Genomic DNA, 278 nt, shown 5'->3' with positions numbered 1-278 from the left:
ACACCCTTGCGCGCGATGACAATCTGCTGCTTGCCGGCGTCCAGCGCGGCCTGGCGCACGATGTCGCGGTCCTTTTCCGACCAGGAATTCCAGACTTCGCGGTTGACCACGAAGATCAGCGGATCGGCCACGTAGTTCCAGAGCGTCAGGTACTTCTGGCCCACGGTGTAGAGCTTGGAGCCGGTGTAGATCGACAGCGGGTTCTCCTGCCCGTCGACCGCGCCGCTGGCCAGCGCAGGCTGCGCATCGGCCCAGCTCATCTGCGTGGGGTTGGCGCC

At 65.5% G+C, this 278-nt stretch carries 1 protein-coding gene; it reads right to left on the bottom strand.

Translation table 11 applies throughout. The annotated features are described in order from the left end of the window. A partial coding sequence (gene dctP, locus N7568_RS23170) for a TRAP transporter substrate-binding protein DctP (RefSeq protein ID WP_261612064.1) occupies positions 1–278 on the bottom strand: 278 nt, incomplete at both ends.

The organism is Paenarthrobacter aurescens, assembly GCF_025421775.1.
In the GTDB taxonomy this organism is placed as follows: Bacteria; Actinomycetota; Actinomycetes; order Actinomycetales; family Micrococcaceae; genus Arthrobacter; species Arthrobacter aurescens_B.
The sequence above is the reverse complement of the archived record's forward strand: the minus strand, read 5'-3'. Positions and strand labels throughout refer to the sequence as shown.